Source organism: Mycobacterium shunyiense, from assembly GCF_058270035.1.
The window spans coordinates 250,406-276,757 of the sequence record NZ_JBZDPT010000019.1 but is presented as its reverse complement, the minus strand read 5'-3'; the positions used below and the strand labels follow the sequence as shown (position 1 = coordinate 276,757).

19 protein-coding genes are annotated in these 26,352 nt (G+C 68.0%); 9 read left to right on the top strand and 10 right to left on the bottom strand.

What is annotated here, in order from left to right; genetic code table 11:
* Positions 1-31: 31 nt before the first annotated feature.
* From moeA to AC4ELS_RS13460, 3 genes are read right to left on the bottom strand one after another with little or no spacing between them, the layout of a single operon-like run.
* Positions 32-1,219 (bottom strand): molybdopterin molybdotransferase MoeA, encoded by a 1,188-nt coding sequence (gene moeA, locus AC4ELS_RS13470; protein ID WP_499047846.1) that lies wholly within the window; start codon positions 1,217-1,219, stop codon positions 32-34.
* Between the two features lie 2 nt (positions 1,220-1,221).
* Entirely contained in the window at positions 1,222-2,145 is a 924-nt protein-coding gene (locus tag AC4ELS_RS13465; RefSeq protein ID WP_064880636.1) for an SDR family NAD(P)-dependent oxidoreductase, read from the bottom strand.
* 31 nt (positions 2,146-2,176) lie between these two features.
* Positions 2,177-3,472, bottom strand: a complete 1,296-nt coding sequence (locus AC4ELS_RS13460; RefSeq protein ID WP_499047712.1) for a flavin-containing monooxygenase — start codon at positions 3,470-3,472, stop codon at positions 2,177-2,179.
* A gap of 96 nt (positions 3,473-3,568) precedes the next feature.
* Here AC4ELS_RS13460 and AC4ELS_RS13455 point away from each other — a divergent pair, with 96 nt between their 5' ends.
* Genes AC4ELS_RS13455 through AC4ELS_RS13440 form a run of 4 tightly spaced genes read left to right on the top strand, consistent with a single transcriptional unit; the run spans position 3,569 to position 6,819 of the window.
* Positions 3,569-3,967 carry a MerR family transcriptional regulator gene (locus tag AC4ELS_RS13455; RefSeq protein WP_064957131.1) on the top strand — a complete coding sequence of 133 codons (399 nt, stop codon included), beginning with the start codon at positions 3,569-3,571 and terminating at the stop codon, positions 3,965-3,967.
* A 29-nt stretch (positions 3,968-3,996) separates the two neighbouring features.
* A complete protein-coding gene (locus AC4ELS_RS13450) occupies positions 3,997-4,509 on the top strand; it encodes a PH domain-containing protein (RefSeq protein WP_499047709.1) in 513 nt (170 codons plus the stop codon).
* Positions 4,506-5,978: a PH domain-containing protein gene (locus tag AC4ELS_RS13445; RefSeq protein ID WP_499047707.1), complete on the top strand. Its 1,473-nt coding sequence runs from the start codon at positions 4,506-4,508 to the stop codon at positions 5,976-5,978. The genes AC4ELS_RS13450 and AC4ELS_RS13445 overlap by 4 nt, the downstream gene beginning before the upstream one ends.
* A gap of 25 nt (positions 5,979-6,003) precedes the next feature.
* Entirely contained in the window at positions 6,004-6,819 is an 816-nt protein-coding gene (locus AC4ELS_RS13440) for an HAD-IIA family hydrolase (protein ID WP_448443883.1), read from the top strand.
* 151 nt (positions 6,820-6,970) lie between these two features.
* Here AC4ELS_RS13440 and AC4ELS_RS13435 read toward each other — a convergent pair whose 3' ends face one another.
* The 5 genes from AC4ELS_RS13435 to AC4ELS_RS13415 form a co-directional block, all read right to left on the bottom strand.
* Positions 6,971-9,232 (bottom strand): DUF1214 domain-containing protein, encoded by a 2,262-nt coding sequence (locus tag AC4ELS_RS13435; RefSeq protein WP_499047705.1) that lies wholly within the window; start codon positions 9,230-9,232, stop codon positions 6,971-6,973.
* A 127-nt stretch (positions 9,233-9,359) separates the two neighbouring features.
* Positions 9,360-11,066 carry a DEAD/DEAH box helicase gene (locus AC4ELS_RS13430; RefSeq protein WP_055110517.1) on the bottom strand — a complete coding sequence of 569 codons (1,707 nt, stop codon included), beginning with the start codon at positions 11,064-11,066 and terminating at the stop codon, positions 9,360-9,362.
* Positions 11,067-11,244: 178 nt separating this feature from the next.
* Positions 11,245-12,147, bottom strand: coding sequence for a hypothetical protein (locus tag AC4ELS_RS13425; protein ID WP_499047703.1), 903 nt, complete (start codon positions 12,145-12,147; stop codon positions 11,245-11,247).
* A gap of 2 nt (positions 12,148-12,149) precedes the next feature.
* Positions 12,150-12,656 carry a cupin domain-containing protein gene (locus tag AC4ELS_RS13420; protein ID WP_174554199.1) on the bottom strand — a complete coding sequence of 169 codons (507 nt, stop codon included), beginning with the start codon at positions 12,654-12,656 and terminating at the stop codon, positions 12,150-12,152.
* 54 nt (positions 12,657-12,710) lie between these two features.
* Positions 12,711-13,637, bottom strand: a complete 927-nt coding sequence (locus AC4ELS_RS13415) for an SDR family NAD(P)-dependent oxidoreductase (RefSeq protein WP_498885968.1) — start codon at positions 13,635-13,637, stop codon at positions 12,711-12,713.
* A gap of 115 nt (positions 13,638-13,752) precedes the next feature.
* On the opposite strand from AC4ELS_RS13415, the gene AC4ELS_RS13410 reads away from it, so the two are divergent.
* Positions 13,753-14,304, top strand: coding sequence for a TetR/AcrR family transcriptional regulator (locus AC4ELS_RS13410; protein WP_064957125.1), 552 nt, complete (start codon positions 13,753-13,755; stop codon positions 14,302-14,304).
* Complete coding sequence (locus AC4ELS_RS13405) at positions 14,301-15,110, top strand: sulfotransferase family protein (protein ID WP_498885966.1); 810 nt, start codon at positions 14,301-14,303, stop codon at positions 15,108-15,110. Before AC4ELS_RS13410 ends, AC4ELS_RS13405 begins: the two co-directional genes overlap by 4 nt.
* Positions 15,111-15,174: 64 nt before the next feature.
* Here AC4ELS_RS13405 and AC4ELS_RS13400 read toward each other — a convergent pair whose 3' ends face one another.
* The gene (locus AC4ELS_RS13400) at positions 15,175-20,469 is read right to left on the bottom strand and encodes a beta strand repeat-containing protein (RefSeq protein ID WP_499047701.1); all 5,295 of its coding nucleotides are present in this window, start codon (positions 20,467-20,469) and stop codon (positions 15,175-15,177) included.
* A gap of 596 nt (positions 20,470-21,065) precedes the next feature.
* On the opposite strand from AC4ELS_RS13400, the gene AC4ELS_RS13395 reads away from it, so the two are divergent.
* The 3 genes from AC4ELS_RS13395 to groL all read left to right on the top strand — a co-directional run bounded on the left by AC4ELS_RS13395 (position 21,066) and on the right by groL (position 24,842).
* Positions 21,066-21,902: an LLM class F420-dependent oxidoreductase gene (locus AC4ELS_RS13395; protein WP_448443871.1), complete on the top strand. Its 837-nt coding sequence runs from the start codon at positions 21,066-21,068 to the stop codon at positions 21,900-21,902.
* A 170-nt stretch (positions 21,903-22,072) separates the two neighbouring features.
* Positions 22,073-22,861 (top strand): polysaccharide deacetylase family protein, encoded by a 789-nt coding sequence (locus tag AC4ELS_RS13390; protein WP_499047699.1) that lies wholly within the window; start codon positions 22,073-22,075, stop codon positions 22,859-22,861.
* Between the two features lie 355 nt (positions 22,862-23,216).
* Entirely contained in the window at positions 23,217-24,842 is a 1,626-nt protein-coding gene (gene groL, locus AC4ELS_RS13385; protein ID WP_064880671.1) for a chaperonin GroEL, read from the top strand.
* Between the two features lie 83 nt (positions 24,843-24,925).
* Here groL and AC4ELS_RS13380 read toward each other — a convergent pair whose 3' ends face one another.
* Positions 24,926-26,125 (bottom strand): alpha/beta hydrolase family protein, encoded by a 1,200-nt coding sequence (locus AC4ELS_RS13380; RefSeq protein WP_448443863.1) that lies wholly within the window; start codon positions 26,123-26,125, stop codon positions 24,926-24,928.
* Positions 26,126-26,352: the final 227 nt, after the last annotated feature.

Genomic DNA, 26,352 nt, shown 5'->3' with positions numbered 1-26,352 from the left:
AGGATTCTACGTGCGCCCGGTAGCGGAATTGCTAGCTCAGGTCCCAGACGGGAACCGTCGACCCGGCCGAAAGTTCGGTGACGTCCTCGGCGATCTCCAACAGACAGTTCGCCGAGGCGAGCCAACGCAGATGATGTGAGGCCGGAGGGCCGTAACTGCTGACCGTATCCCCGGTCAGAACACCCCGCCGGAACTGCCGTTTTCCACGCGGTGAGGTCAGGTCCTCGGTCAACTGCGCGGTGCGCCGGGGCCGGTCCGGTTCGGTCCGGCCCATCGCCGCACGCAGCGGTGAGCGGACGAACACCTCGAAGGACACCAGCGCGCTGACCGGGTTGCCGGGCAGCGTGATGATCGGGACTCCGTTGACGGTGCCTGCGCCCTGCGGCATGCCCGGCTGCATGGCCACCTTGACGAACTCGACCTGATCCGACAACGAGTCCTTGACCACCTCGTACGCGCCGGCGCTGACCCCGCCGGTCGTGATGATCAGATCGGCATCTGAGCCGTGGGCGGCCAGCGCGGCGCGGAACGCGTCGACGTCATCAGCAGACATCGGGGCGACGGTCGCCTGGGCACCGGCGTCGCGGACCGCTGCGGCCAGCATCACCGCGTTCGACTCGTAGATCTGTCCTGGCTGCAGTTCGGCGCCAGGGGCCACGAGTTCGGTGCCGGTCGACATCACCATCACGCGTTGCGGCGGCAGCACGGGAAGTGTGGCCAGACCCAATGCCGCGGCCAAGCCGAGAGCGGCCGGGCTGATCACCTGGCCGGCGTGCAGCACAGTGGTGCCGGCCGTGACATCCTCGCCGGCGCGGCGGATGTGCTGGTTCTCCCGGGCCGCAGCGCGGATCGTCACCGTGTCCGTGGCGCCGTCGGTGGCCTCGACGGGCACCACCGCGGTGGCACCCGACGGGAGCGGCGCGCCCGTCATGATGCGGTGCGCGGTTCCGGGTTTCAGGATCAGCAGGTCGGTGCGGCCGGCGGGGATGTCCTCGGCGACCGGCAGCCGAACCGGGGCGTCCTCGGTCGCACCTGCGACGTCGTCGGCGAGGACCGCGTAGCCATCCATCGCGGAGTTGTCGAAGCCGGGCAGCGACAGCGGGGCCACCACATCGGCGGCCAGCACCAGGCCGAGTGTGTCGGTCAGCAATAGGTCTTGTGGTGCTCGGGATTTCAACAACCCCGCGACCACCTTCTGGTGTTCTTCGACGGTCCGCATCGTCACACCGGGAAGCTGACGCCGGTGAGCTCTTCCGACACCGTCCACAGCCGGCGCTGCAGGTCCTCGTCATGGGACTGCTTGCTGGAGGACACGAGCTTCGGGTAGCCGCGCACTTCCCGGAATCCGTCCGGTCCGTAGTACTGGCCGCCGCGAACGTCGGGATCGGTGGCCGCGCGGAGTGTGGCCAGTGCGCCCTTCAGCGCACTGTTGACGAGCAGGCTGGTGAGTTGGTCAACGCCGGGCAGCCCGGCGCCGGGGATGTGGCGGGTGAGCTCGGTGGCCGACACCCCGGGGTGGGCGGCCACCGCGATGGTCGGCTCGTTCTTGGCGGCCAGCCTGCGCTGGAGTTCGTAGGTGAACAGCAGGTTGGACAGCTTGGACTGCCCGTACGCGGCCACCCGGTTGTAGCTGCGCTCCCACTGCAGGTCGTCGAAGTGGATCGCGGCCTGGATGCGGTGCGCGACGCTGGCGACCGCGACGACGCGCGACCCGTCGACCGGCAGCAGATGATCGAGCAGCAGCCCGGTCAGCGCGAACGCGCCGAGATGGTTGGTGCCGAACTGCAACTCGAAGCCGTCGACAGTGGTCTGCTTGGGCGGGTACATCACCCCGGCGTTGTTGATCAGCAGGTCGATCCGCGGGTAGGCGGCCTTGAGTTCGTCGGCCGCGGTACGCACCGAGTCCAGCGAGCCCACATCGAGGTGCTGCAGCTTGAGGTCGGCCTTCGGCACGGCGGCGGTGATCCGGTCGACGGCCTCGCGGCCCTTGTCCAGATTGCGCACAGCGACGACGACGTGCGCGCCCTTGGCGGCGAGCACGCGGGCGGTCTCATAGCCCAGCCCGGTATTGGAGCCGGTGACAATCGCGATCCGTCCGGACTGATCGGGGACATCGGCCTCGGTCCACTTGGAATTGGCGCTCATGGTTCGAACTCTACGGGTGCACCCGTGTGCCTCACACCGTTGCGATCACCGACGCCGAGGGCATCGTGCGCATCACGTGATCGATATGGATCTGGCTTGCGATGTACCGGCTGTTGTCCGCGACAGCGGCCAAACCCGTCCGGGCCAGCGAGTTACCGTCGGGCAGCCCCGCGTAGTACAGGCCTGGGAGGGCCCCGAGGATCCCGCCCTGCTGCAGCGGCACCCCGTTCTCGTCGAGTGCATATGTGGGCAGGATCTGATAGTCAGGACGGAATCCGGTGCACCACACGATGGTTGAGATGTCGTGGTGGACGAGGTCGAGCCGGGTATCGAAGCCCGTGATCGCATCGAGGTTCACGACGGGTGTCGTTGCGGACTCGGGGGCGACGAAGCCGCGGTCGCGCAGCCCGGCGTCGATCTTGTTGATCACCTCCCGGAGTGAGAGTGCGGATGCCTCGGCGATGTCGACGACGTTGTCCTCCAGTGTCAGCACGGTTGCCCGCGCCCCGCGCGCCGAACCGACCAGTACGACGCCCTTTTCGGCCAATGTGCCGAGATTGAGTTCGGCGGTGCCGAGCCGGTTGCCGCACACCGGCAATCCGGGTAGCCGGGAGCTGTCGTCGGCGCCCGCGTTGACGAAGTCGTCATACAGCGAGAACACGTGCATCCATTCGTGGATGGTGCGGCCGCGGTAGTGCCGCGGCCAGGCTCGGTGCCGTCCCACCGACAGGAAGACCTGTCGTCCGGCGTCTATCAGTTCATCGGCGATCTGCTGACCGCTGATGCCCGTGCCGACCACCAGGACCGCTCCGTCCGGAAGCGAACCGGGATTGCGGTAGTCGGACGAATGGGTTTGGTGGATGGCCGAATCGATGTCGCAGGACAGGATGGGCTTGCGTGGCTGGGCGTAGCCGCCGACGGCAGCGACGAGGTTGCGCGATTCCACCGTCTCGCCGTCGTGTAGGCGTGTGCTGAACCGCGTGTCCTCGTCGGAGGCGCCGAACCGACTCTCGACGGCCTGCACCGGTGTGTGCTCACGGACGGTCAGGTCGCGGTCCTGTACATAGCGCCGCAAATGGCAGGCCACCTGCGGTCCCGAGGGCAAGGCGAACGGGTCGTCGCCGTCGTAATCCCACCCGGGCAGCCGGATCGATCGGTTTCCGCTCCCGACGAGCAGGCTGTCCCACCGTTCGTGCGCCCACCGTTGGCCGACCTCGCCCTTCTCGAACACGATCGCGTCGTGCCCGATGTCCTGGAGTGCTCCTGCTACGCCACAGCCTTGTTGACCGGCGCCGATGATGACGGTCTCGATGTATTCGTTCCCCATGGGAGAGTCCCGCTTTCCGTGAAGAATTAGTTAGGGTTACCTAACAAGAGCACTTCAAGTCGGCTTCAGATCAAGGTCGTGAATGGGGTGGGTGACATGAGTGACGACTTCATCGGCATCGGCGCCGCTGCGCGGCGGTTCGGTCTCGCCGAATCGGCGCTGCGGTACTGGGAGAAGCGCGGCCTGCTCCATCCGGCCCAGCGCCGGTCGAGTTGGCGGTTGTACGGCCCGGAGCAACTCCACCGCATCGGACTGATCAAGATGTGGCGGGAAAGCGGCCTCATGAGTCTGGATGAGATCGAGGCAATCCTCACCGCGGGTGGCCGTGACTGGCGCGACGCTGTGCGCGACCGCCTCGGGGAGATCGAGCACCAACAGGATCGCCTGGCGAAAGCCAAGGTGCACCTTGAGCATCTGTTGACCTGTCCGGATGCGAATCCGGCCGAGGACTGCCCGTACCTGCGGACGATGACCGCTGAACTGCCTTCCGCCTAAGTGGGGCCTTGTTGGGGCATGCTCGGTTCATGGACAGTGCAACCGGTCTGACACTGCGCGATCCCGCCCAGCGGCCCAGTCGCAAGGCGCCGCTGGTGTGGGCACTGGGCGCGGCCATCCCATGGGTGGTACTGACACTGGCGCAGTTGATCTGGTTCGCGATCGACCAGCGGATGCTGTGGCTGCACGGCACCGCGGCGGTCGTCACGGTCCTGGGCGCTGCGCTGTTCATCGTGGTGGTCCCCATGTGGCGTTACCGGGTGCACCGGTGGGACATCAACCTCGGGTCTGGGACCCCGGCGGTGTACACCCGCACGGGGTGGCTGGTGCAGGAGCGGCGGATCGCGCCGATCTCGCGGGTGCAGACCGTGGACACCCACCGGGGCCCGCTGGACCGGATGTTCGGCCTGGCCAACGTGACGGTGACGACGGCATCCTCGGCGGGCGCGGTGCGGATCGTGGCGCTCGACGACGACGTGGCCGATCAGGTGGTGGCGCAGTTGACCGACATCGCGGCGATCGGCGAGCGGGACGCCACATGAGCCTGCCTGCCGGGCCGGCCGTCGAGCGGCAGTGGCAGCGGCTGAGCCCGCGCATGCTGCTGGTCCACCCGGTACATGAAGTGCTGCAGCAGATTCCACTGCTCATCGGGGCGGTGGTGCTCGGCTCGGCGACCGGCAACCAGGGCTGGACGATTGCGGCGATCGTCCTCACCATCGGCGTCGGCCTGGCGCGGTGGTTCACCACCAGCTACCGCATCGAACCCGACGAGGTGCAACTGCGCACCGGGCTGCTGCAACGCAAGACGTTGTCGGTGCCGCGTAACCGGATCCGGTCGGTCTCGACCGATGCGCGGCTGCTGCACCGGCTGCTCGGGCTGACCGTGCTGCGGATCAGCACCGGACAGGAAGCCAAGGGCGACACCGAATTTGCCTTGGATGCGGTCGAGGCGCAACAGGTGCCGAGGCTGCGCGCGATCCTGCTCGCCGATGCGGTTCCGGTCGCCGAGGCGCCGGCAGGCCGCGAACTGGCCCGCTGGCAGCCCTCCTGGCTGCGCTACAGCCCACTGAGTTTCACCGGTCTGGCCATGATCGCAGCGGCGGTCGGCGTCGTCTATCAAGCCGGTGTCGGTGCCGCGCTGCGCGACTCAGAGCTGGCCCAGTCCGGGATCGCACTCGTCGAACGCCTCGGGACCCTGGCTGCCGTGGTGGCCGGCGCGCTGGTGGTCCTGGTGGCCTCGGTGGTGCTGTCGGTACTGCGGTCGTTGCTGACCTATGGAAACCTGGCGTTGCGTCGGGATTCCGATGTGCTGCACATGGAGCACGGCCTGCTACGTCGGCGCGAGCACACCTACGACATGCGGCGGCTGCGCGGCGGCACCCTACGCGAGCCGCTGTTGGTCCGTGCGTTCGGTGGCGCCCGCCTGGACGCGGTGATGACCGGCGTCGGCGGCGAGGGGGAGGCCTCACTGCTGCTGCCACCCTGCCCATCCGACACAGCAAGGCGAGTGCTGGCCGAGTTGATCGGCAATCCAGGTGCCGTCGAAGCGCCGCTGGTGGCCCACGGGCCGGCGGCGGTGCGGCGGCGCTGGACCCGCGCCCTGGCGCTGCCCGCGGTGGCCGGCGTGGCGTTGCTGGCACTCGGGGTGCCGGTGTGGGCGTGGGTGCTGTGGGGGTTGTCCGTCGGGTGCGCGGCTCTGCTGGCCGCGGACCGGGCCCGGTCCCTCGGGCACCTCGTGCGCGACGGCTGGCTGGTCGCCGGCGCCGGCAGCCTGGAGCGGCGCCGCGACCACCTGGCTGCCGCCGGGGTCATCGGATGGACGGTGCGGCAGACGTTCTTTCAGCGTCGCGCCGGTGTGGCGACCCTGATCGCCGCGACCGCCGCCGGGGAGAAGCGCTACGCCGTGATCGACCTCCCCGCTGCACAGGCGTGGTCCGTGGCGGCGGCCGCCTCGCACTGGGTGGCCGACAACAGGTGGGCCTGCGGACCGGCAGGCCCCGAGTTGCGCTGAATTCGCGGACGTTTACTGTCGCTGCATGGCTATCGGTGGAGTGCTGTTCGACATCGATGGTGTGCTGGTGACCTCCTGGCAGCCCATTGACGGCGCGGCGGAAACTTTGCGGATGCTGGCCGAGCGGCAGATCGCCCGGTCCTATCTGACGAACACCACCACCCGGACCCGCGCGCAGATCGCCGACCTGCTGACCGCCGCCGGAATGGACGTCGCCGCCGACGAGGTGATCACCGCGGCCGCCCTGACCGCCGAATACGTCCGCGACCGCTATCCCGGCGCCCGATGCTTCCTGGTCAACAGTGGGCAGATCGGTGAGGACATGCCGGGCGTCGACGTGGTCTATTCGAGCGAGTTCACCGGCCCTGCCGCACCCGACACCCCCGACGTGGTGCTGCTCGGCGGTGCCGGGCCGGAGTACAACCACCTCACGCTCAGTTGGGTCTACGACTGGATGGCCCAGGGCGTGCCCGTCGTGGCCATGCACCGCAGCACCGCGTGGAACACCACCGACGGCCTGCGGGTCGACACCGGCATGTATCTCGCCGGGATGGAAGCGACCTCGGGCCGCAAGGCCACGGCCGTCGGCAAGCCCGCCCCGGAGGGGTTTCTGGCCGCAGCCAACCGCCTCGGCGTCGACCCCGAGGAGATGTACATGATCGGCGACGACCTGAACAACGACGTGCTGGCCGCCCAGGTGGTGGGCATGGCCGGCGTTCTGGTGCGTACCGGGAAGTTCCGTCAGTCCACGTTGGATCGTTGGGCCGCAGACGAATTCGCGATGCAACCCAACCATGTCATCGACTCGGTCGCCGATTTGCCGGAGCTGCTGGGCTTGTAGGGCGTGAGTGCTCGGCCGCGCCGGGCCGCGCCGGCCGCTCGGCCGCTCGGCCGCTCGGCCGCGCCGTTTTCTACACCAGGGTCGCGATTCTTCAACGAGGACGACCCCTGGGTAGAAATCGGCGCTCGCAGTGCCCGCGGGAAGTGCGCTCCTACACCGTGTAGCGGCGGTCGTACCCGGCCTGACGGTCGGCGATCTGCTGCGCGCGGTCGTAGTCGAGCTGGTCCGGGTTGTAGTTGGGATCGTTCGGGTCGTTCACGATGCCCGGGACCTCCGACGCCTTCACCACTCGCGTCGTCACCTTCGGCATGTTCGTGGCATCCGGATCCACCCCTTGGAAGCGCATCGAGATGGTGCCCTGGTTCAGGCCGCCGGTCGACACCCAGTTCGCCACACCGGGATCAGTCTTGGACACGACGATGGTGTACGTGCCGTCCGCGTTCTTGATGGCCTGGCTGTTGTTCAGGCTGGTCTGCTGATTGCGGGTGTCGCCGGTGATGGTCCAGTCATTGGTCACCGGCACCACGAAGTACTCCGCATCACCGGGATCGACGGTGATGACCATCGCCTCGTCGTCCTTGAGCTGGAAGTAGCCGGCACTCTGCAACTGCGTGGAGAGGAACTGCGCGTTGTGCTGCGGCTGGGACAGCACGTTGGGCGCTCCGGTGGCGGTCGCCACGGACATGTAGGTGTTCTCGCCATTGATTCCGGTGACCAGCATCAGGATGGCCGTCTCGGCGGACGACAACAGCAGCGGGGCCCGGTCGAACGCCGGGACGATCGACACCAGGCTCATCAGGAGCGGATTCTTCACCACCGTCTCGCCGATGACCGGGATCGCGAATCCGCCGATCTGGCTGAACAGGCTGCTGGGCGGCCCGGCCGTCTTCTCGATGGTCAGCGTCATCGGCGTCTCGGTGTTCCAGTCGCCCAAGGTGTTTCGGGTAGCGAGGATGGTCGAGTTGGCCGGGGCCTGAATGTAGTTCATGCCCTTCTCGGGGTTGGCCGGTGCCCCATTGGGACTCACCACGATGGTGAACGTGCCGTCGTCGCGGATACTCAGTTCTTCGCCGTTGAGATTGGCGGCGGTGACCCCGTTGATTCCGGTGAGCACACTGAAATTGGTGTTCGCCGAAGTGGGGTGGGTACTCGGGTCGGCCGGGTCATACCCCGCGACCTTGCCCTCGATCTGGTAGGTCGATGCGCCGTTGATACCGGTGAAGCGGTAGACGGTATCGGGGTTGTCGTACCAGATCCGGGTGCCGCCGGCGTTCTGCCCGTTCCAGCTGTGCGGTGGGTTGACCTGCAGCAACAGCTTCGGATCGTTGGAATTCAGCAGCAGGAACTCGGTCGCCGACTGGTTGGCGAACTCGGTGGCGGCCTGGTTGAGCTGGGAGAAGTTCGTGAAGTCGGGTCCACCGACGGTCGCGAAGTTCTTGGCCGCCTCGACGTACCAGGCCGCCATCAGGACCACCTTGGCCAGCTGGACGAACGGTGTGTTGACGATCTGGCTGACCTGTTGTTCGGCCGCGAGCTGGTCCTCGGTGGCCAATATGCTCGTCGCCTGCGTGGTCACCTGGGATGTCACCTCCGGAGTCACCTGCGACGTCGTCTCCGGTGTGGTGACGCGTCCGATGGGGACGAGGCCCTGGCTGCCATCGCGGCGCGACCAGCCCAGCAGCGCCGCCAGTCCGAGGTCCTGCAGCGGGCTCACCGGAGTCTCCGGGAGACGCGGTTTGAGCCGCTCCGTGGCCGCCGCCACGATCTCCGGTATGGACTGCGCTGCCGGAGCCTGCGTGCGTGCTGACGCCGGGATCAGGCGATCTACAACGTCTTTCGCCACCGTCTTGGTGACGACCGTCAGTGTCTCCAGTGGCGCGGTTGCCTCGGCCTCGACCTCGGCCTCGGCGGACTGCGGCCGGTTGTCCAGTGCGGCCGACAGCTTGCGGGGTGTGTCGGTGGCCTTGGTGAAGGCCCGCGACACCGACTGGCGCACATTGTCGGCCGCGTTCTCGACGGCATCGGCCGCCGTGGATTTTGTGGTGCCCTTGCTGCTCTTTCCGTCCTTGCCGTCTGTCTTGCGGTCGGTCGATGCTGCCGCCGAACGACGCTCGCCGACCTTCGAACTGCCGAGCGCGGACTCCACCTTGGCGGCCGCGTCACTGACCCTCTTGGCCAGCTTCTGCGGGTCCGAGAAGGACGGTTTGCGGGGGCCCTTCTTCGGGGTCGAGCTGTCGGTCTTGGTATTGCCGGTCGCCTTTGAATGTGTTCCCGACGAGTCCGAACCGCCGGTTTCGGCGGACGCGATCGCGGTGCCGTTGGCTACCGCGACACCTATTCCCAGTGCGACCGCGAGCGTGCCCACCCGCCCGATGAACCGGGCACCTCCAGCGGTAGCGGATGTCGTCGGCATAGCTTCTCCCCCAACTGTTCTGGCTGCAACAGAACGCAATTGGCCGACTGTAACAAGTTCCAGTTGAGTCTCGGGGGAGTTTGAGGGACTCAGATTTTATCGCGATCGAACGCCGCGTCCGCCTGTGTCAGGCCTTCAGATCCCGCACGGCTTCGATGCGTGCCTTCAACTGATCGGTGGTCGCGGCAGCCACCGGGGGCCCGCCGCAGATGCGACGCAACTCGTTGTGGATCCAACCGTGCGGCTTGCCGGTGCGGTGATGCGCGATGGTCACCAACGCATTGAGTTCACGACGCAACTCGCGCAACTGGCCGTGCGTGGTGCGCGACGGCGGCGGTCCACCCGACACGGCGGCCTCGGCTGTGCGCTTGGTGAGTTGCTCATCCTGCCTGCGCCGCAACAGGTCTCGCATCTGCTCGGCATCGAGCAGGCCGGGGATGCCCAGATAGTCGGCCTCCTCGTCACTGCCGGCCGGCGTTGCAGTGCCGAAGGATGAACCGTCGAAGATGACCTGGTCCAGCTCGGCGTCGGCACCCAGCGACTCGAAACCGTTCTCCAGCTCGCCCTTCTCGTCCTTGCGCTTCTCGGCAGCTTCGAGTGCCTCGTCATCCAGCCCGTCGGATTCCCGGTGTGGCTTGCCCAGCACGTGGTTGCGCTGGGCTTCCATCTCGCTGGCCAGCAGCAGCAGGTTGGGCACCGACGGCAGGAAGATGCTGGCGGTCTCACCCGGGCGGCGCGACCGCACGAACCGGCCGATGGCCTGTGCGAAGAACAACGGCGTCGAGGCGCTCGTGGCGTACACGCCGACCGACAGCCGCGGCACGTCGACACCTTCGGACACCATGCGGACGGCGACCAGCCATCGGCTGGTGCTCGCCGAATACTGACTGATCCGGTCGGACGCGCTGGGGTCGTCGGAAAGCACCACGGTGGGCACCTCGCCGGTGATCTTGGTGAGCAGATCGGCGTAGGCGCGGGCGGTGGTCTGGTTGGTGGCGATGATCATGCCGCCGGCGTCGGGCACATGCTGACGCTTCTGCTGCAGTCGTTTGTCGGCGGCCGCGATGACCGCGGGCATCCACTCGCCCGTCGGGTTCAGCGCGGTGCGCCAGGCCCGTGCGGTGTGCTCGGCTGTCAGCGGCTCGCCGAGGCGCGCCGCGTGCTCCTCGCCGGCACTGTCGCGCCAGCGGGCCTCACCCGAGTAGGCCAGGAACACCACGGGCCGGACCACGCCGTCGGCCAGCGCGTCGGAGTAGCCGTACACGTGGTCGGCCTGCGAGCGCTGGAATCCGGCCTCGTCGGGCTCGTAGTTGACGAACGGGATCGGGCTGTCGTCGCTGCGGAACGGGGTACCGGTCAGGGACAGGCGCCGCGTCGCGTCGTCGAAGGCTTCGCGCATCGCGTCGCCCCAACTCTTCGAGTCACCGCCGTGGTGGATCTCGTCGAAGATGACGAGCGTCCTGCGGTTCTCGGTGCGAACGCGGTGCCGGGTGGGGTGGCTGGCCACCTGGGCATAGGTGACGACGACGCCGTGGTACTCGGCCGAGGTCTGGGAGTCGGAGTTGCTGAACCTCGGATCCAGTGCGATGCCGTTGCGTGCCGCCGACTCGGCCCACTGGATCTTGAGGTGTTCGGTGGGCACCACCACGGTGATCGCGTCGACTGTGCGGTCATTGAGCAGTTCGGCCGCGATTCGCAGCGCAAACGTCGTCTTCCCCGCGCCAGGGGTGGCGACCGCCAGGTAGTCCCGCGGTTTTGCCGTCAGATATTTCACCAGCGCCTTGCGCTGCCAGCCCCGAAGTGCCTGGGTGCTGGGCGCTGCATCAGCCCGCACCCTAGGACTCCTCTCCGTCGGAAAGCAGTCTAGGCCAGCGCGTTACGTCGGCGCATATCCGCAGGAGCTCGCCGGGCGTGTCGCTCGCCGAGCTGGTTGTCTGCCGCCGACCCGGGTCGTTCGCTCATCCGTGGTGTGCCGTATTCACGCCGTGCAGTCGTGGCGATGGAGCAAACGCTCAGCATCGTTCGTACTCGCGGGCCAGCTCGGTCTCGAGTAAGGACGCCACGTGTGCCTTGTCGTGCCGGAAACAGCCGCCGACGGTGATCTCCACCCATCGGTGGCCGCCCTTGACGATCAGATCGACGGGTCGGTCGAGCTCGACCAGAGCGGCTGCGACGGCGTTGGCGATCTCGTCGTCCCGCGGCTTGGTGTTGGGCTTCATGCTGATCGCGACACTTGAGACCGGACGGTCTGTGGTCGGGTCGGTGCCGAATTCGCCCATCACCAGATGCGGCCCGGCGATCCGGACGATCTCGTTCCAGGCCTGCGCAGTGGCGGCGTCGGGGATCACGCCGTACGAGGTGTAGGTGCTGGTCGACTCGAATTCGCTGATCTTCGGCACTTGCAGCAGCCACTGCGCATCACCGAGCTCCGGGTGCCGACGCAGCAACTCCTCTGCCGCGCCGGTGTCGACGGGTTGGCGCAGCGTCACGATCGCGGGGTGGTCGGCGCCCATCGCGACGCGTTCGACCACGGGGGAGGACATCACGTCGAACCACTGCGCCACCACATCGGTGCCCGTGCCGGACAGCGGACGCAGCGTCACGCTGCCCTTGTCGTTGCCGATCTCCAGCACGGTGTAGTGGGTGTCGAACTCGACGCTGTGCGCGGCCGACACGAACGTGGGGACCACATCCTGGGCCTGTTCGGTGGTGGCTGCTGTGGCCAGCACGACGTCGAGGTTGAAGAACTCGCCGTTGGTGAAGTCGTTCTTGTAGTCGACCTCGACGGCCTCGACGCCGGGTAGCTCGCGGATTTTTGTGCCGATCGACTGGGCTTCACTGCCCCGGTCGTCCACGCATCCGGCGAGCACCGTGGACGCCAGCGCGGTGCAGGCGAGGGTCAGCCAGCGCTTCACGGTCAGAGGAAGTAGTTGTCGTTCTTGACGAACCACTCGGCGCGTTCCTCGTCCGTGAGGTCGGCCAACTGGGCGAACCCTTCGAAATAGGCCTCCCGGGGGGCGCCAGGAGCAAACAACATCAACAGAGATGTCGGTGCGTCGGCCTCGTTGCGGAAGCCGTGGATTCCGCCCGGCGGTACATACAGGAAATCGCCCTGGTTGCCGTCGCGCCAGTCGTCTCCGTCGTACAGCCTGACGGTGCCGGACAGGACGAAAAAGGCCTCCGACATGGCCCGGTGGAAATGCGGGCCGGGGCCGCCGCCCTGCGGGCTGATGTCGACGCGGTACAGCCCATAGTCGCCATTGGTCTGCTGCTGGTTGGCCAGGTAGTGGTACTTGACGAGGCCCGATGAGTCGTAGTCGGGCGGCTCGTCGCCGCGCTTCAGCCAGGCGCTGACTTCTGGCTCGTCCTTGGTGTAACGAGCCGGGGGATAGGGCGGCACATTCCTGGGATCCCAGAACGACACGAGCGCCAGCCTAGACGCGGTGCGGTCGTTCGTGTCGAAAGCGGCGACGAGGATTCAGGCGCGCGCGTCCTGCAACGCCGGGAAGGTGACTCCCGTCAGCTCCTCGGACACCGTCCACAGGCGGTGCTGTGCGGTGGTGTCGTGTGACGCCGTGCTGGAGGCCACGACTTTCGGGTAGCCGCGTTGCTCGGCGAACCCGTCCGGACCGAAGTACTGGCCGCCCAGGACATCCGGGTCCGTGGCAGCGCGAAGGGTCGGCAGCGCGCCCATGTCGGCGCTCTGGAACAGCGGTTCCACCAGCTTCGTCACAGCGCCGACCACAGGCGGCAGATTGCGGGTGAGCTCGGTCCGGGAACCCCCGGGGTGGGCCGCGGCGGCGATCGTGCGGGTGCCGGCCAACCGGCGCTGCAGTTCGTAGGTGAACAGCAGATTGGCCAGCTTGGCCTGGCCGTACGCGCCGACCCGGTTGTAGCCGCGCTGCCACTGCAGGTCGTCGAACCGGATGCCGTTGCGGGCGAAGCGGTGCCCGACGCTGCTGACCGTCACCACCCGCGAGCCGGGTGCCGCCAGCACGTGGTCGATCAGCAAGCCGGTGAAAGCGAAGTGCCCGAGGTGGTTCGTGCCGAATTGCAGCTCGAAGCCGTCGTTGGTTTTCGCCTCAGGTGTGAACATCACGCCAGCGTTGTTGATCAGCAGGTCGATGCTGTCGTGTTTGGCCCTGATCTCATCGGCGGCTTCACGTACCGAATCCAGCGACCCCAGGTCGAGGCGCTGCAGCTCCAGGTCGGCGCCGGGGACGGTGTGCGTGATCCAGTCGACCGCGTCCTGGCCCTTCTGGAGGTTGCGGACGGCGAGGACGACGTGCGCGCCCTTGGCCGCGAGCGCCCTCGCGGTCTCGAGTCCGAGGCCGGTGTTGGCGCCGGTGACGACGGCGGTGCGGCCCTTTTGGTCTGGAATCTTGGCGGTGGTCCACTTGGTCATGGGAGACTCCTGGTGAGCTAAGCGGAGTGAGTACCCCGGTTGCGTTCGAATATACGGAACGTACGCCCCGCTTTGTCAATGGTTCGGCGCTGACAGGTCTGTGAGGTGATGGCGAATGCGTGCGGATGCTGCGCGGAACCGTGCCCGGGTACTCGAGGTCGCCTATGAAACATTCGCGGCCGACGGGCTGGCGGTGCCCATCGACGAGATCGCCCGCCGGGCCGGGGTGGGTGCGGGCACCGTCTACCGCCACTTCCCGACGAAAGAGGCGTTGTTCCAGGCCGTGATCGCCGAGCGGATCCGCGGCGTCGTCGAGGAGGGCCGGACCTTGCTCGCCGAGGCCGACCCGGCCGACGCCTTGTTCGCCTTCCTGCGGTCGATGGTGCTGCAGTGGGGCGCCGCCGACCGCGGGCTGGTCGACGCCCTCGCCGGATCGGGCATCGACGTCAACACCGTGGTGCCCGAGGCGGAGGGTGAGTATCTCGCCGTCGTCGGCGACCTGCTGGCTGCAGCGCAGCGCGCGGGCACGGTGCGAGGTGACGTGACGGTCGCGGACGTGAAGGCACTTCTGGTCGGCTGCCAGGCCATGCAGAGTTACAACGCCGACGTGGCCGAGCGGGTCACGTCGGTGGTGTTCGACGGATTGCGGGCGGAAGGGCAACGGTGACGGCGCTTCATTTCATCTCGGGTCTGCCGCGATCGGGCTCGACGCTGTTGGCGGCCCTGCTGCGACAGAATCCGCGCTTTCAGGCCGGGATGTCGGGGCCGCTGGCCGGGTTGTTCGACGCACTGGTCGTCCAGATGAGCGCCCGCAACGAGTTCTCGGTGTTCCTCGACGACGCCAAACGGGAGCGCATCCTGCGCGGGTTGTTCGACAGCTACTACGCCGACTGCAACGCCGAGGTGGTGTTCGACACGAACCGGGGCTGGTGTGCGCGGATGCCGGCGATCGCGCAGCTGTTTCCGGACGCGAAAGTCGTTGCCTGCGTGCGTGAATTGCCGTGGGTCATCGACAGCATCGAACGCCTGGTGCAGCGCAATGTTTTCAGCCCCTCGTCGATCTTCAACTACAGCGCCGGCGGCACGGTCTACACCAGGGCCAACGACGTCGCTTCGCAGGACGGCATGGTCGGCGGTCCCTACGACGCCCTCAAGCAGGCGTGCTACGGCGCTCAGCGTGACCGGTTGTTGGTGGTGCAGTACGAAACCCTGGCCGCCGACCCGGCCAAAGTTCTGGGCGCCATCTACGACTTCATCGGCGAGCCGGCCTTCGAACACGACTACGGCCACGTCGATTACGACGTCACCGCATTCGACGAACGGGCCGGTACGCCCGGGCTGCACACCGTGCGCGGCCAGGTGAAAGCCGAGCCGCGCGACACCGTGCTCCCACCGGATCTGTTCAATCGTTTTGTCCACGACGCGTTTTGGCGTGACCCGAGCAAGGTTCCGGACGGTCTGCGCGTCGTCTAGTCGCCGACAAGCACAGGCCCCGCACACCGGAATGTGTGCGGGGCCTGCGCTTTCGCGCCGTCGACTACGGGCTGCCCGCCCCGTCGGCGGTGGTAATCGTCTGGTTCTGGATCGGGCTTCCGGGCTTGGCAGTCGCCCCCGGTGCGGATTGGGTCAGATTCGCGCCGTTGCCCCCGGTGAACGCGACGCCGGTGCCATTGCCGCCGTCGCCTGCCGTCATCGAGTTGTTGGTGTAGGTGGCACCGGCGAGGTCGTTGATGCTGTACGCGCCGATCTGGAAATAGCCGCCCTTGCCGCCGGTGCCGCCGTTGATCCCGTCACCACCGTCGCCGCTCATCGCGGTGACACCCGTTGCGATGGCGTTCGGGCCCAGCGCGCTGATCGACGAGATGCCCTGATCCCCACCGCCGGTGCCGCCGTTGGTGGCGTTGCCGCCCTTGCCGCCGGTGATGGTGCCTTCGGTGATCGAATTCTGACCGGCGGCGTTGATCGCCACCCTGCTGCCGTTGCCGCCCTTGGAACCTGTTGTGCCGGTGGCAGTTCCGCCGTCGCCGCCAATCGCGGTCCCGCTGGCCTTGGCGTTGTTGCCGGGGGCGATCGTCACATTGCCGGTGGGACCGGACACCACCAAGTTGTCCCGGCCCGCACTCATGTAACCGAACCCGCCTTCGCCGCCCGTGTTGCCGGCGCCGTCAGCGTCGCCGCCGCGCCCACCGCGGACCTCGCCGTAAACGGTGCCGCCGTTCAGCGCCACAAACTCGGTCTGGCCGGCGCCGAGCCCGTTGGTGCCACCCGCTCCTCCGGTGCCACCGTTGGTGCCGTTGCCGCCATTACCGCCGGTGGCGGTCGCGGTGTGGTTGGCGTCGCCGATGTGACCGCCGGAGCCGGCGGTCATCTTGACATCGCCACCCTTGCCGCCGATACCGCCGTTGGCGTCACCGAGTCCGGCGTTGCCGCCTGTTGCCGTGGCGTTGGTGATGGTGGTGCCGGTGCCGGAAGCAGTGATGGCGACGTTGCCGCCGACCGCACTGTCGGATCCCTTGCCGCCCGTTGCGGAGGTGTTGGTGACCTTGGCGCCGCCGGTGACGGTCAACGACGCGTTTCCGCCGCTCTTGCCGGTGCCCGCGTCACCGCCGGTGACATGGGTGTCGGTGACTGTGCCCGTTGCACTACCGGTGACGTCGATGCTGGCTCCGCCGCCGACGGCTCCGGTGGAGTCCTGACCCGCAATCGCGGAGCTGTCGGTGATCGAGCCAAGGCTGGTGTTGAGCGACGCGTTGTTGCCGTTGGCCCCCGTGATGCCGTCACCGCCGGTCGCGGTGCTGCCGGTGATGGAGTCGTTGAGGCCTCTGGCCGTGATGGTGCCCCCGCCTCCGGCGCCGCCATTGACGCCGCCCTGACCGGTGCCGCCATCACCACCGGTCGCGGTGCCCTGGGCCGTGCTGTTGGCGCCACCGACACCGGAGCTCTGGCCCGCGCTGATGATGGCCTGACCGCCATTGCCACCCGTGACGCCGATGCCGTTCCCGCCGTCGCCGGCGGTGGCAGTGCCGCCGGCGTTGGACGAGTTGCCCTTGGCCACGATCTGCGCCCGCGCCCCACCGCCGCCGGTACCACCCGCGGAACCGTCTCCGCCCGCGCCGCCGTACGCGGAACCGCTTGCGGTAGAGGCATTTCCGGTGGTGAGCACGGTTGCGAACCCGCCGGCTCCGCCATGGCCGCCGGTGGTCGCGTCGCCACCCGCACCGCCCCGGGCGTACCCGTCGGCCTTGCTGTTGTCGCCGAGACCGGCGTAGAGCCCGGTCTGCACCCAGCCGCCGCCACCGTTGCCGCCGGTGCTGCCGGCGCCGTCGGCGGATCCGCCGCCTCCGCCGATACCTGTGCCGGTGGCCGTGCTGCCGGTCCGCTGGGCGACCACACCGCCCTGGGCGCCGGCGCCACCGGTACCGCCGTTGCTTCCGTCGCCGCCCGCGCCGCCGGTGCCTGTGCCGCTGGCAGTGCTACCGGCCGAGGTGGCTGAAACGATGCCGTCACCGCCGGCGCCGCCGTGCCCGCCAGTGGTGCCGTTGCCGCCGTTGCCGCCGGTTGCGGTCGCATCCGTGACACCGCCCCCGTTGCTCGCGGTGACGGTCGCGGCACCACCCTGACCGCCGGTGCCGCCATTGGCGTCACCGAGCCCCGCGTTGCCGCCGGTGGCGTCGGCATCGGCCACGGTGCTGCCGGTACCGGTCGCGGTGATGGTGGCGTTACCGCCGGCGGCGGTGGCGCTGTTGGTGCCGCCGGTCGCGTGGCTGTCGGAGATGCTGCCGCCGTTGGTGGCGCTCACCGTGGCGTAGCCACCCAGACCGCCGGAATTGCCGTCGGCGGCGGTGGCACTGCTGTTGGCGATGGTGCCGTTGATCGCCTCGACCATGCCGATGCCGCCCTGACCGTTGACAGCGTCGCCGCCGATAGCGGTGCTGCCGCTGATGTCGCCGCCACTGTTCGGGTCACCGAAGGTGCCGGCGAACACGTAGGCCTGTCCGCCGAGGGCACCGGTGCTGCCGTTGGTGGTGGCGTTGCCGCCGTCGCCGCCGGTCGCGGTGCTGTCCGTGGCCTTGCTGTCGGTGGCATTGGCGACGATGCGGCCCTGGCCGCCGGTGCCGCCATGGCCACCGTTGGTGGCGTCGCCACCGTCACCGCCCGTGGCGGTGCCGCTGGCCTCGCTGTCTACACCGAACGCCTGGATGTTGCCGATGGTGCCGTTGCCGCCGATGCTGCCGGCGCCGGTGGCATCGCCGCCGTCACCGCTGCGCGCCGTGCCGCTGGCCTGTGCGCCCTCGGCGAAGGCGCCGACCTGCCCGCTGCTGCCGTTGCCTCCGGTACCACCGGTCAGACCGTTGCCGCCGCTGCCACCGAAGGCGTCGCCCTCGGCCACCGCGCCGGTGCCGCCCGCGACGACGCTGCCGGTTCCGCCGTTACCGCCGTGGCCGCCGCCCGACGCATTGCCGCCGGCGCCGCCGGTCGCGGATCCGCTTGCGGTGCCGTCGTTTCCGCCGATACCCGTTCGGACGAAGCCTGCCTGGATGTTGCCGGATCCGCCGTTGCCGCCGAGGCTGCCTGCACCCGTCGCGTCGCCGCCGGCGCCGCCGGTGGCATCACCAGAAGCGGTGCCGCCGGTGCCACCCTCGAAACCTGCGGTGATGTTGGCCGCACCGCCCGTGCCGCCCTTGCCGCCGTCGGTGCCGGAGCCGCCGTTGCCGCCCCTGGCGTTCGCGTCGGTGACGTCGCCGCCCAGCTTCGCGCCGACGAATGCCGCACCGCCCATGCCGCCGGTGCCGGTGCCGGTCGAGTTGCCGCCGTCGCCGCCCCGGGCGGTGCCGGTAGCACTGCTGGTCGCGCCGTCGGCCGAAACCGTGCCGATGCCGCCGGTGCCGCCGTCGCCGCCGGCCGCGGTCACCGAGCCATTGCCGCCGCGGCCACCGTTTCCACCCGTGGCAGTGCCGTCGACGGTTCCGCCATTGGTGGCGCTCAGCAGGGCGCCGCCGCCACCACCACCGCCGCCGCCGCCATGTCCGGCTCCGGCAGTGGTGGACTGTGCACCGGACCCCCCGGCGCCACCGGACCCGCCGGTTGCCGTCCCGGAGGCGCCGCCGGTGATGAGCCCGAATCCCATGCCGCCGGCCCCGCCGTCGCCACCGCTGCCCTGATTGCCCGTACTGCCCGCGACGCCGCTGTGGCCGAGGAGATTCAAGAACCCGCCGCCGGCTCCGGCCGCGCCGCCGATGCCGCCGGTGCCACCGCCGGTGCCGCCCGTTCCGCCGGTGCCACCGCTGAGATGAGCGGCGTCGCCGTTGGCGCCGGCTCCACCTACACCGCCGGTGCCGCCGTCGCCGCCATCTCCGCCGTTGCCGCCGCTGGCGAACAGGAACCCGTTGGCGTCACCGCCGTCGCCACCGTTACCGCCGTTGCCGCCTCCGACTCCACCGTCCTGGCCGTTGCCATATCCGTTGCCGTAGTCGACATTCCAATCGCCGGCCGCACCACTGGCACCGGTGATGCCGTTGCCGCCGCGACCACCATCGCCGGCGATGCCGAAGAACCAGCCGTTGGCGTCGCCACCGCGGCCGCCGTTGCCTGCGGGCTGGAGATCAAACGATGCGCCGCCGTCGCCGCCGTCGCCACCGATGCCCATGAAGCTGCCGCCGTCGCCACCGTCACCGCCGTCCATGCCGGCCCAGCCGTTACCGCCCTCGCCACCGTCGCCGAACCAGCCGGCATCACCGCCGTCGCCGCCGGCCTGACCGGTGGCGACACCGTCGTAACCGTCACCACCGTCGCCGATCCACAGACCGCCGTCGCCGCCATCGGGGTTCGCTTCGGTGCCGTCGGCGCCGTTGCCGATCAGGTACTGCCCCGAGATCTGGTTGATGGTGTTGCCGACGGCGGACCCGAGCGGGCTGGTGATCCACAGCTGCGCCCCGTAGTGCACCGGTTGGTAGATCCACCGGTTGACGATTTCGGTCGGGTCGAGCACCGCCGAATTCAGCGTGGGGGCAACCAATGTGTCGCGCGCAGCGGCCGTGTTGTTGTCCACGGTGAACGCTGATTGCCTACGCGCCCAGGCCATCACGGCCCAGACGCCGGGCATGTCGGCGGGCTCCGTCGGCGCGTTCGGGGTCATGATCGTGCCCAGCGTGACCGCGGACAGCAGCCCGGTGATCGGGCTGATCGGCGCGGGTGCCGGGGCAGGTGTCGGGGCGACGAATGCCTGTGGCTCGGTCGGCGCAGGATCCGCCGATCGAGCGCCGAGCCAACCGGTCGTGACGCCGGAGTCGAGCTGCTTGTCGTTGGGGGTGGGATCCGGCAGGGCGGCCGCGACCCGTTCGGTCAGGTCGCTGACGCGGTGGGAGATCGGGTTGTCCTGCAGCACATTCGCCGGGGTGCGCTTCCATTGCTGCTTGGGCTCATCGGCAGTGGTGGGGTCCAGACCGTCCTTCGAGCCGGTCTTCGAGTCGGTCGAGTCGGCCTTCGAGGATGCGGGCAACTTCGGTCGCCACAGCGGGCCCCGGGTCTCGTTGTCATCGGTGGCGTTGCCGCGCTTGAGCCCGACGCCATCGGCGATGTCGTCGACAGCCTTCTTGGCCTCGGCGGCACGGTCGTTGAAGGCCTTCGTGGCTTCGGTGGCGCGCTCGCGCAGACGTTCCTGGACCTGCTTGGCGGAGGGGAGACCTGGTTTCTTGGCTTTGGAGTTGGCCCCGGTGTTGCCGGTGGTTCCGGTCGTGCCGGTGTTGCCGGTGGCGCCCGAAGGCTTGTCCGCACCGGAGTTGTCTCCACTGCTCGGGCCCTCGGTGTTGACCAGCCTGACATCTGCGGACACCGACCTCATCGTCGGTGAGTCCGGTCCCAACAGAAGCATGACGCCGGCACCCGCCAACGCCACACTCGCCAGTCCTGCCGTCGCGATCGGACCTACCGCAGTCCGCCGACCACGGCTTTGCGCAATGCTGTGTTTCCCCACGGTTCTCCCTGGTCTCCCGGTGCCAAAGTGACGTCAGCGTCAATAAATCTGACGACGCTGACGCGAGCCACTTCCAACGACTTTCCCCTAGCTGGCGGTGAAACTAACGCACCGGTAATCAAGATCTCAGCTTTTTCTCAGGTGGATTTTGGCGGTTGTTGCGCACGCAATCAATCGGGATGCAGTTTTGCGTGATGCAAACGTTGAGGGCAGGGGAACTGTGCAGATCAGCAGGGGTTTGGACGTTTGCCATACTTTTGATCTTGTGTACAAAACTCATCGTCGAGTCGTCCGGCGTGTTCGCATGTCGGGCTGAACACTCCTGTGGCACTGGCGGGTTAACGGTCCGACCGGGAACAGCCGGCCCCTTTGCTCCTCGGCCGATGCACTGAGGTGGGTTGAGCTCCGAGTTGGCCAGCCGCCAGGGCCCCGACTCCCGGAGTAGCGTCGGCCAGATGAAGTTCGGCATCGCCACCTTCGTCGACGACGACAGCATCGACCCCGTATCGCTCGCCCGGGCCATCGAGGAACGTGGATTCGCCTCGCTCATCGTGGCCGAACACAGCCACATCCCGGTCAGCCGCGAATCGGCCTATCCGAACGGTGGAGACCTGCCGCCGTGGTACTACAACACGCTCGACCCGTTCGTCACCCTCGCCGCCGCGGCCGCGGTGACATCCACGATCGAACTCGTCACCGGCGTCGCACTGCTGATCCAGCGCGACCCCATCCACACTGCCAAGGAAGCCGCCAGCATCGACGTCATCTCCGACGGTCGGTTCGTACTCGGCGTGGGCGCAGGGTGGAACCTCGAAGAGATGCGCGATCACGGCACCGATCCGAAAACCCGTGGCGCACTGCTCGATGAGAGCATCGAAGCCGTCACGGCGCTATGGACCGACGAGCCCGCCGAGTATCACGGCAAGTACGTCGACTTCGAGTCCTCCTACTGCCGCCCCAAGCCGGTGCAGAAGCCCCACCCGCCCATCTACATCGGCGGCAACTCCGATGCCACGGTCAAGCGCGTGATTCGTCATGGGGCCGGCTGGATCTCGAATCCGCTGCCCAGGGACGTGCTGGCCAAGCGCATCGGGCAGATGCATGACGGTGCGGCGCGCGACGTGCCGTTGATGATGTTCGGTGCACCCGTCAAGGCCGACTATTGGCGTGCCGCCGAGGATCTCGGCTTCGGGCAGCTGGGGCTCTTCCTGCCGTCCGTGGGCAAAGACGAGTCACTGCGCCAGCTCGACGAGTTCGCCGCGACGGTGCAGAAGTATCAGTCGGGAAGCTGAGTTTTCTCGGGCCGCGGTTTCGCTGCCTTCTCTGCGCAGTTTTCTACCTGGGGGTCGGCAGAGCGCGCTGAGAGCAGCCCTGCGGTAGAAACCGGCGACCGAACGTGTCCGCAGTCAACCCACAGCTGATCGCAGGCCGACCTACAAGATCCGCGCCTACCGTCCGGCATATGATCACCAGGCGTTCATTCCTGACGGCGACCGCCGTCGGTTCGATCGCCGCCGGGTATGCGCTGCGTGCCGGGGTGGTGCCGACCGCTCGCGCCGACCCGAACGCCGTCGACCCGCCTTCGGTCGCAGTGCTCAACAAGAGGCGTCCACCCACGCAGTGGGGAATGGCGCTGCCCGGCATCACCTCATCGTTCGCCGCCGCCGGCCGCCAGATCGCCCTGACGTTCGACGCGTGTGACGGAGCCTGCGACGACGCCCTGCTCGATACCTTGCAGCGCAACGGTGTTCCGGCGGTGCTCATGCTGAACTCGAGATGGATCGACCGGAATCCGGACCGGGCCCGGCAGTTGGCGGCCAATCCCCTGTTCGAGATCGGCAACCACGGCACCCGTCATGTGCCCCTGTCCGTGACGGGTCGGTCTGCCTACGGGATCGCCGGGACCCGGTCGGCCGACGAGGTGGTCGGTGAGGTGTGGGGCAACCACCAAAAGCTGACCGCGCTGACCGGCCGGGCCCCGACCTGGTTTCGTCCCGGCACCGCGCACTACGACGACGTGGCCGTCGAGATCGTGCACGAACTCGGCGAGCAGCCGTTGGGGTTCACCGTCAACGCCGACAACGGTGCGACGGCGTCCGCGGCCGCCGTGCGATCCAACGTGATGAACGCCGCGCCGGGATCGATCGTGCTCGCCCACATGAACCACCCCCAGTCGGGTACCCACGCCGGATTCGCCGACGCGATCCCCGCGATGCAAGCGGTGGGCTGGCAGTTCGTACTACCTCGCTGACACGTGCCGCGGGGTAACCGTCTCGAGGGTCAGCTGTCAGACGGCCGCCGGTTTCTACCCAGGGGTCGCCAGACGGCGCGGGCAACCGCCCTGAGGTAGAAATCGGCGAGGGCCAGGCCGACCGCCTGCTTCGTTTCGCCACGGGCGAAGGCGAGAACCCGCAGTGGCCCCCTCGCAACCTTGCACTCGCCATGGTCGAGTGCTAAGAATGCAGTTGGCACTCTCGATCAGTGAGTGCCAGGTCGGGCCGGTGAGGCAGGGACCGCACCTGCGGGAGCACACCCCAGCCGTCCGTCGCGGGCACTGAACCTGACCACACAACGTGCGATCCCCTATCCGGAGGAATCACTTCGCAATGGCTAAGACAATTGCGTATGACGAAGAGGCCCGTCGCGGCCTCGAGCGGGGCCTGAACGCCCTCGCCGACGCGGTAAAGGTGACGCTGGGCCCCAAGGGTCGCAACGTCGTCCTGGAGAAGAAGTGGGGCGCCCCCACGATCACCAACGATGGTGTGTCCATCGCCAAGGAGATCGAGCTGGAGGACCCGTACGAGAAGATCGGCGCTGAGCTGGTCAAAGAGGTCGCCAAGAAGACCGACGACGTCGCGGGTGACGGCACCACCACCGCCACCGTTCTGGCCCAGGCACTGGTTCGCGAAGGTCTGCGCAACGTCGCTGCCGGCGCCAACCCGCTCGGCCTGAAGCGCGGCATCGAGAAGGCTGTCGAGAAGGTCACCGAGACCCTCCTGAAGTCCGCCAAGGAGGTGGAGACCAAGGAGCAGATCGCTGCCACCGCCGGTATCTCCGCCGGAGACCAGTCCATCGGCGACCTGATCGCCGAGGCCATGGACAAGGTCGGCAACGAGGGTGTCATCACCGTCGAGGAGAGCAACACCTTCGGGCTGCAGCTGGAGCTCACCGAGGGCATGCGCTTCGACAAGGGCTACATCTCGGGCTACTTCGTCACCGACGCCGAGCGTCAGGAAGCCGTCCTGGAGGATCCCTACATCCTGCTGGTCAGCTCGAAGATCTCGACCGTCAAGGACCTGCTGCCGCTGCTGGAGAAGGTCATCCAGTCCGGCAAGCCGCTGCTGATCATCGCCGAGGACGTCGAGGGCGAAGCCCTGTCGACCCTGGTGGTCAACAAGATCCGTGGCACCTTCAAGTCCGTCGCCGTCAAGGCCCCGGGCTTCGGTGACCGCCGCAAGGCCATGCTGCAGGACATCGCCATCCTCACCGGTGGCCAGGTCATCAGTGAAGAGGTCGGCCTCTCCCTGGAGACCGCCGACGTCGCGCTGCTGGGCACCGCCCGCAAGATCGTGGTCACCAAGGACGAGACCACCGTCATCGAGGGTGCCGGCGATGCCGACGCGATCCAGGGCCGTGTCGCCCAGATCCGCGCCGAGATCGAGAACAGCGACTCCGACTACGACCGCGAGAAGCTGCAGGAGCGCCTGGCCAAGCTGGCCGGCGGTGTTGCGGTGATCAAGGCCGGCGCTGCCACCGAAGTGGAGCTCAAGGAGCGCAAGCACCGCATCGAGGACGCCGTGCGTAACGCCAAGGCTGCCGTCGAAGAGGGCATCGTCGCCGGTGGTGGCGTGGCCCTGCTGCAGTCGGCTCCGTCGCTGGAGGAGCTGTCGCTCACCGGTGATGAGGCCACTGGCGCCAACATCGTGCGCGTCGCGCTGTCGGCCCCGCTGAAGCAGATCGCCTTCAACGGTGGCCTGGAGCCCGGCGTCGTCGCCGAGAAGGTCACCAACTCGCCCGCCGGCACCGGCCTGAACGCCGCCACCGGTGAGTACGAGGACCTGCTCAAGGCCGGCGTCGCCGACCCGGTGAAGGTCACCCGCTCGGCGCTGCAGAACGCGGCGTCCATCGCGGCGCTGTTCCTCACCACCGAGGCCGTCGTCGCCGACAAGCCGGAGAAGGCCGGAGCGCCCGCGGGCGACCCGACCGGTGGCATGGGCGGTATGGACTTCTAAGTCCTGCGCTTACGCGGAAGATCACACGGGAAAGCCCGGTCTGCTTCGGCAGACCGGGCTTTTTCGTTTCTGCAGGGGAGCGCTCAGGTGGACAGGGTCCGGGCCAGGTAGTTGAACACCGTCTGGTGTAGCTGGTACATGGCGCCTTCATGGCAGTGTTGACCGGCGCCGTCGAGGCTGTGCAGTACAACGTGTTCATGCGGGGCCCGCAGCTCAGCGGCGACGGCGGCCGCTTGTCCGGCAAAGACTTTGTCGTCTTCTCCCTCGAGTAGCAGGACCGGTGTCTGAATGGCGCCGATGTCGTCGGTGGTGAGGGTGTATGCAGCGGTGCTACGCACGTATTCGGCGAAGTTGGCGGTGCCGTTCACCCACACGCCGTTCTGCAGGCCCCACCGCGCGTTGGTGTCACTTTCGGCCATGGCGTCGAGCGCAGGCAGCGCCTCTGTGTCTCGGTGGTTTTCGATCAACGCCAGCAGATCACCCGGGATGGGCGGGTAGGACGCATAGAACGACCTCAGCCCGTCGTTGCAGACGATGGCGGCCGACCTGTGATCGCGAGATGCATAGCGCGCCACCAGATATCCGCCGAGGCTGTATCCGAAATGCGCGATCTTGTCCGGCGCGATGTCCGGGATTGTCAGCGCCCAATCCACCACCGGGCCCAGCACGTTCTCCCAATCGGGGCGGTAGGGGACCTTCTGCTCGCGAATCATCCAGCCCTGGCCGGGGCCGTCGTAGGCCAGGAAGTTGTAACCGCGACGCAGAGCTGCCGCGCCGATGACGAAGTATCCCTCTTCGGCGGTCGAGTCGAAGCCATTGGTGTAGATCACCGTTGGCCGCGGGGTGCCGGTGTCATCCACGAGGAACAGGTAGCCGGGCAGTTCGGTGTTCTCGAAGGGAATCGCGACCCGCTTGACCGGCCCGTCGAGCAATTCCGCGGCTTTGAGCAAATAGTCGCGGGACAGCCCGGCCAGCTCCAGCACCAGCGGATCGTTGAGTGGGTCTGCGCGCCGGTAGAACTCGGCCGAGCGGTAGTAGCTCGAAGCGCGGAAGAACGCCTCGCGTGCGCTGACAGGGTCCCCGGCTTTCAGCGAGTCCTCGCCGCGCATTGCGATGCGGTCGGCAAGGGAGGTCCAGGCCCGGGTCCAAGCCTCCTCGTCTCCCTCCGGGATGAGGGCGGTGGTGGCGACGACCTCGCCTATGTCGGCGCCCGCGTCCGGGGCGAATCCGGCGGCGCGCAGGGTCTCGAATTTGAATGCGTCATCTTTGAAGATGAATTCCATGGGGCTTCCCTCCTCGAAAATCGGTGCGCCCCAATGGTCTCGACAAATCGCGCAGCCGTCTTTGCCGCTGGCACCGATAAGGGCTGGCCGATGTCACCCAACGGGTCTACCGGCTAGCTGGAAGATCGCGTTACCGCTGCCGGTTCTGTCGCTGGGCGCTAGCGTGGATGACTGCGGCCGGCGTACGGGCCAGTGTTATCGGTACCCGAGAACACAGGAGGCTCAGT